The sequence below is a fragment of the Lactobacillus sp. UMNPBX17 genome (assembly GCF_002553735.1).
Taxonomy (GTDB): Bacteria; Bacillota; Bacilli; order Lactobacillales; family Lactobacillaceae; genus Lactobacillus; species Lactobacillus gallinarum.
In genome coordinates this window covers 1-5,451 of sequence record NZ_PCYT01000080.1, presented here as the reverse complement: position 1 = coordinate 5,451, position 5,451 = coordinate 1, and the positions used below count along the sequence as shown (strand labels likewise).

Here is a 5,451-nt window from a genome sequence, read left to right as displayed (position 1 = left end):
ACCCGTGGTCTAGACTTTCACTAGACTAGATGAAATGTCATGCCCGACACACAAGAAAGGACTAAGTTCGAAATTTGAACTTAGTCCTTTTTGCTTACGTTTTTACTTTTCCAATAAAAAATCAATAATATTTTGATGAATAATCCCATTACGACTCATATCAAATTTATCCATCGAAAGTACATATTTAGGATAATTATCTGCAATACCGTCATACGCACCAAATTCTCGATCTATCGTCGTCTGACTACCCAACATATAAGTCACCTGATAGTAGCGTTTATCACTACCTTTTTGAGCTACAAAATCAATCTCTTTTTTGTCATTTAGTCCAACCGAAACGTGATATCCACGACGTAAAAGCTCAATAAAGACAATATTTTCAAGAATTTGATCAATATTTTGCTGATTATTGCCAACAATAGTTTGTCGTAAGCCATGATCGGTAATGTAGTATTTATCATTAACTCTAAGATTCTCTTTGCCACGTAGATCGGTTCTAGGAACACGCGTAAATAAATATGCATCACAAGTGTATGAAATATAGTCAATAATCGTATCCGCAGAACTACCTCTGTGCTCGCTCTTAAGGAATTTAGCTATACCTGTAGCTGAAATAGGATGCCCTATTTCACTGCTTAAATAGCTGATTATTCTTCTAAGTAGATCTACATTTCTAATTGCATGACGATCAACAATATCCTTTAGAACTACAGAACTATAAATATCCTGCAGGTACGTATCACATGCTTGCTGATCAGAATAGATCAGTGACAAGAAAGGCATTCCACCTATTTCTACATAAGTAGCAAAATCACGATCTAAGTTTTGCCGATCAGAATTAATTGCTTCCAAAAACTCACTGAATGAAAAAGGATAAACCTTAATTTCAACATATCGACCAGCAATTTCAGTTGCTAATTCTCCTGATAACAGTTGAGAATTCGATCTAGTAATATAAATATCGCAATTATAAGTTACACGTAAAGAATTAATTGTTTTTTCCCAGGATTTAGCTCTTTGAATTTCATCAAGGAAAAGATAAGCTTTGCCATCAATCTGGTTAATTCGTTTAACTAATTCTTGATTAAGTGTTTGATAATTGAGCAGGGATTCATATTGTAAGTCTTCAAAGTTAATGTAAATGAAATTAGCTCTATCTTTTCCACGATCCACTAATTCATCTGAATTTGTTGCAGTAGAACTGATTTCCCACTACGACGAATGCCAGTAATTACCTTAATGATGTCTTTATCAATAAATGGATTAATTCGATTTAAATATATAGTTCGTTTAATCATGCGCTCACCTCATTTATATCGATTATAATCGATGAAGTCATCAAAATCATCAATCTTATCGAGTATAATCGATAAGATTGCAAAAAAAGAGCCTTTTATCGAATATACTCGATAAAGGCTTTTTTCTTATAAAACTAATTCTTACTTAAATGAATTTCACGATCAAAGATCTTTTGTAATTCTAAGCTGAAATTATGAGCAATAAAGACAATCGTCGCCTTACTTTTCAGCAAATTATTCAAAATTTCTTTAGTTCCCTTTGAATCAATTGCACTCGTACCCTCATCAATCAGAATGATATCTGAATCATGAATTTTAGCACGAGCAAGGACGATCTTTTGCCGTTGACCACCAGAAATATTCAAATTATCTAGATTAAGTTCTTGCTTAAGCCCATCTTTAAATTTATTAATATCAGCAATAAAGTTAACTTCTTGAACAACTTGTTCAACCTGATTATTCAATTGATCATCGAACATTGTAATATTGTCAGCAATTGTAGCTGGAAAGACAACCGGATCTTGCGGAATATAGTCGATTCGGCTCATATCTGGTTTAATTGCTTGTCCATCTTCGTCTTGGAAAATTACTTTACCATTAGTTGGCTTAAGCTCACCTAAAATCAATTTAAATAAAGTTGATTTACCTGCGCCAGAATCACCTGTTAATAGAATTTTTTCACCGTTTTTAACTTGAATATCTGGATAAGTCAGTTTTTCACCATTGGGAAACTGCAGCTCTAGGTCCTGTGTAGCAAATCCCTTAGGTGTAGCTTCATCTTCATTAGATTGAGCAGGTACCGCAGCAGCAGTTTCATTAACTTCCTCAATTAACTTCTTGGTTCCCTTCATCTGGCCCCAAGAATTAGAAATATATTCAATAGATGCATTTAGATAGAAGCGAAAGTTACCAACGATCAGCAGTGTACCAACCGTAACGGCACCGTTTTTAACCAAATAACCGGTTAATACAAAAAGAATAAAACCAAATAATGCGGAAACAATTCCATTAAAGGCATTAAGCAATTTGATGTAATATATTTGCTTAACAGTAGCATCTTCTAGCTTCTTAGATGCATTTTCCGTAACGGCAAATAATTTAGCTCCTGCCAAGAATTGACGAATCTGTTCAAGACCGGATAACCAATCATTCAAACTATCGAGGTAAGCCTGATTTCGATCAGAAATTAATTGCGTTGCCTTTTGAAGCGGCTTCTCAGTTATCTTAGGCAAAACAAAGGAGACAGCAACCATCAGCGCAATCACAATAAGGAGTTGCCAATTGAGCAAAATCAGACAAATTAACACCGCAATCATTGTGACAATCCCATAAATCAAATTAAAGATTGGTTCATAGTAGTTGTCATTAATCATTGATAGGTCATTAGTTAGGCGATTTTGCATTGCACCGACTTCATGATTTTTACCATCATGATAATAATGACTAACAATCTTAGTTCTTATTTGATCATTAAGATCTTGTTCTTGCGACTTATTCAAATAGATAATGCCGCTATTTATTAAATATGAAACTAGAATAATCACAAATGTAATTACTGTGATCAAGATAAAGTTTCTAAGGTTCCTTGATAAGACAATATCAGCCTCTAATTGCACCAAAAAGGTGTTAAGAACATTTAATGCAGGAACAAGAATTGCGCCTAAAAGATATAGGTAGAAGCGGAAAGGATTAACTTGAATAAATTTTTTCAGATTCATCTGTTTGCCTCTTTTCTTGTTCTAGTGAACTTAATTTCTTGATCAAATTTAGCTTTAACTTCTGGTGACAAATTATGAGCAATCATCAGAATGGTTCGGTTACTATGCAAAAGATTGTCGATGATCTTTTCTGATCCTGCACGATCAATTGCGCTGGTGACTTCGTCCATCAAAACAAATGGCTGATCATGAATTACACTTCTGGCTAAGACCATTTTTTGTCTTTGACCACCGGAAATGTTCTCATTTTTGACATCAATAACGGTTTGAACACCATTCGGCATCTTGGCTAGATCTGGAGCAAGCTGCATACCACTTACTACGGTTTCAACTTTATCAGCTAACTTTTCATTAAACATTGTGATGTTATCGCTAATTGAAGCTGGAAAAACAATTGGATCTTGTGGTAAGTAACCAACTTTGGCTTCAGCAAATGGAATTAAATTACCGGCTTGATCAGTAAACTTTATTTCGCCACTTTCAGGTTTCATCTTGCCTAAAAGTAATTTAAACAAGGTCGATTTACCTGTGCCTGAATCCCCTGTAAGCAGAACCTTTGCTCCTGGCTTAATACTAAAGTCTGGATAAGAGATTTGTTCACCATTTTCATATTTGGCAGATAAATTCGAAACAGTAATGCCATAGGCTAGCTGCTTATTTTCAGATTCGTCCTTAATCTTTTTACGAAGCAAAAAAGTTTGTTCACGTAATTCTTTAGTTGACTTGACCCGAGTAATAGCACTAGTCATATTAAAGATCGATGAAAAGATTAAGAAGGCAAATGATCCGGCTACAGCCCAATCACCGAAAGAAATCTGATGAAAAATAAATAGAAAGCCGGCTAAAGCGCTCATCCCTATTTGAGCAATTGCATTACCAAAAGTATTGATAATATAAGAAATACTGCGATATTTGTAGCTTTGCTTATTTGCATCAACGTATGAGTGGCTAGCTTTATGTAGTTCGCGGCTTAAGCGTGCATAAGCAGTGTATCTTCTCAATTCTTGTAAACCACCCAGCCAATGCTCAATTGTATTTAACAGCTTCTCATTTTTGACATTAACTTCCTTCACTGCAGCTGAAGTTTTTTTCTCCATTATTTTGGGTAATAAAAGCGTAACGACAGCCAAAATAGCAGTAAACAAAAGAAGTAGCCAATTCATACTGATTAAAAGAGCAACACCAAAAACGATCTGTAAAACTGCGCTTAGGATATCAATCCACGGAGTTGCATAATCATTATCAAGCAATTTTAAATTAGCTGTTAGTTCATTCTGCATTTTAGAGACTTTTTCATCCCCACCTGCATAATAGTGATGTGTAAGGTCTTTTCTGATCTGGTGAATATAGTTCTGTACTTGCCTGGTCATTGTTTGGGTGGCAACCGGCAGCAATAAGGCTACTAGCAGTTCTAGAGCTAATTCGATAGCTTGCCACTGAACATATCCTGTCAAGTTGCCAGCTGTAATATCATTTAGCGCATATTTAAATAGATATTCATTAACTGTTCCTCCTAGTGTGTATAAGACAAATAGGAAGATGATTAGAATGGCTCGCGGAATATTTTGTCTGAACAATTCTTTGATTTCCATAGTGCTACCTCCAAAGTAATTGCAGCTACTTTTTATATTAAATATATGTTAATAACATATTAATTTATAGTACTAACATTTTCAATGTTTTTTTATTTTTAGCTAATTTTTAAAGATGGCACAAAAAAAGCAGAATCCACGTGGAATTCTGCTTTTACTTTGGCCAAAACAAATCATCTAATGTCTTATCAAGTGCTTCACAAATTCGGATACACAGATTTACCGTCGGATTATAATCCCCTTTTTCAATTGCTGAAATTGTTTGCCTAGAAACATTTACTATGTCAGCTAACTCTTGCTGCGATAAGTCCTTACCTGCACGGGCTGCCTTCATTTTTAAATTTTTCATTTTTTCACCTTACTAATGTAGAGCTGATATGCATAGTTACCACCAACTAAAAGCATAAACAAGCCAAATAGTAACATTAAAACATTGCCATCCCATTTAGCTGCATTTTCAATAAGACCTAGAATACTACAAATTAAATCCACAATTCCTAATGCAATAAAAATTATAGAACTTCCCAATAAGTTTTCATGCATAGCAATATATGCTCCCTTGAAAATTGTATAACTCGCAGACGCTATACATCCAATAAAAAGTGGCGCCATTAATAAAAAAGGTAGGTGTCATTTTCAATTTAAGCTCTTCTGCAAGAAGTAATAAAAAAGAATCACTAATGGCTATTGCAATAAAGGCATATTTATAGCCATGATTACGAATTGATGCTTGACGTTCGTCATACTCTACGCTGGCTCTATTTTTTCTATAGGTTACCAAAACATGAGACTGTAAAATAGTTTGTGTAAGGATGAATGATTCCTTAAATTTATTTCTTT

The 5,451-nt window shown here is 34.4% G+C and carries 7 protein-coding genes; all 7 read right to left on the bottom strand.

What is annotated here, in order from left to right; translation table 11 throughout:
* Positions 1-102 precede the first annotated feature (102 nt).
* A complete protein-coding gene (locus CP368_RS09060) occupies positions 103-1,176 on the bottom strand; it encodes an ATP-binding protein (protein ID WP_233185867.1) in 1,074 nt (357 codons plus the stop codon).
* Positions 1,176-1,301, bottom strand: coding sequence for an ATPase (locus tag CP368_RS10885; RefSeq protein ID WP_233185866.1), 126 nt, complete (start codon positions 1,299-1,301; stop codon positions 1,176-1,178). Before CP368_RS10885 ends, CP368_RS09060 begins: the two co-directional genes overlap by 1 nt.
* 134 nt (positions 1,302-1,435) lie before the next feature.
* Positions 1,436-3,019, bottom strand: coding sequence for an ABC transporter ATP-binding protein (locus CP368_RS09055; RefSeq protein WP_098037083.1), 1,584 nt, complete (start codon positions 3,017-3,019; stop codon positions 1,436-1,438).
* Positions 3,016-4,611: an ABC transporter ATP-binding protein gene (locus CP368_RS09050; RefSeq protein ID WP_098043931.1), complete on the bottom strand. Its 1,596-nt coding sequence runs from the start codon at positions 4,609-4,611 to the stop codon at positions 3,016-3,018. The genes CP368_RS09055 and CP368_RS09050 overlap by 4 nt, the downstream gene beginning before the upstream one ends.
* A 154-nt stretch (positions 4,612-4,765) precedes the next feature.
* Positions 4,766-4,960 (bottom strand): helix-turn-helix transcriptional regulator, encoded by a 195-nt coding sequence (locus tag CP368_RS09045; RefSeq protein ID WP_025014280.1) that lies wholly within the window; start codon positions 4,958-4,960, stop codon positions 4,766-4,768.
* On the bottom strand, positions 4,957-5,154 hold the full coding sequence (locus CP368_RS09040) for a hypothetical protein (protein WP_098043930.1): 198 nt from the start codon (positions 5,152-5,154) through the stop codon (positions 4,957-4,959). Before CP368_RS09040 ends, CP368_RS09045 begins: the two co-directional genes overlap by 4 nt.
* Positions 5,147-5,451: hypothetical protein (locus CP368_RS10880; protein ID WP_233185865.1), on the bottom strand; the 305-nt coding region annotated here is incomplete at its 5' end. The genes CP368_RS09040 and CP368_RS10880, both read right to left, overlap by 8 nt.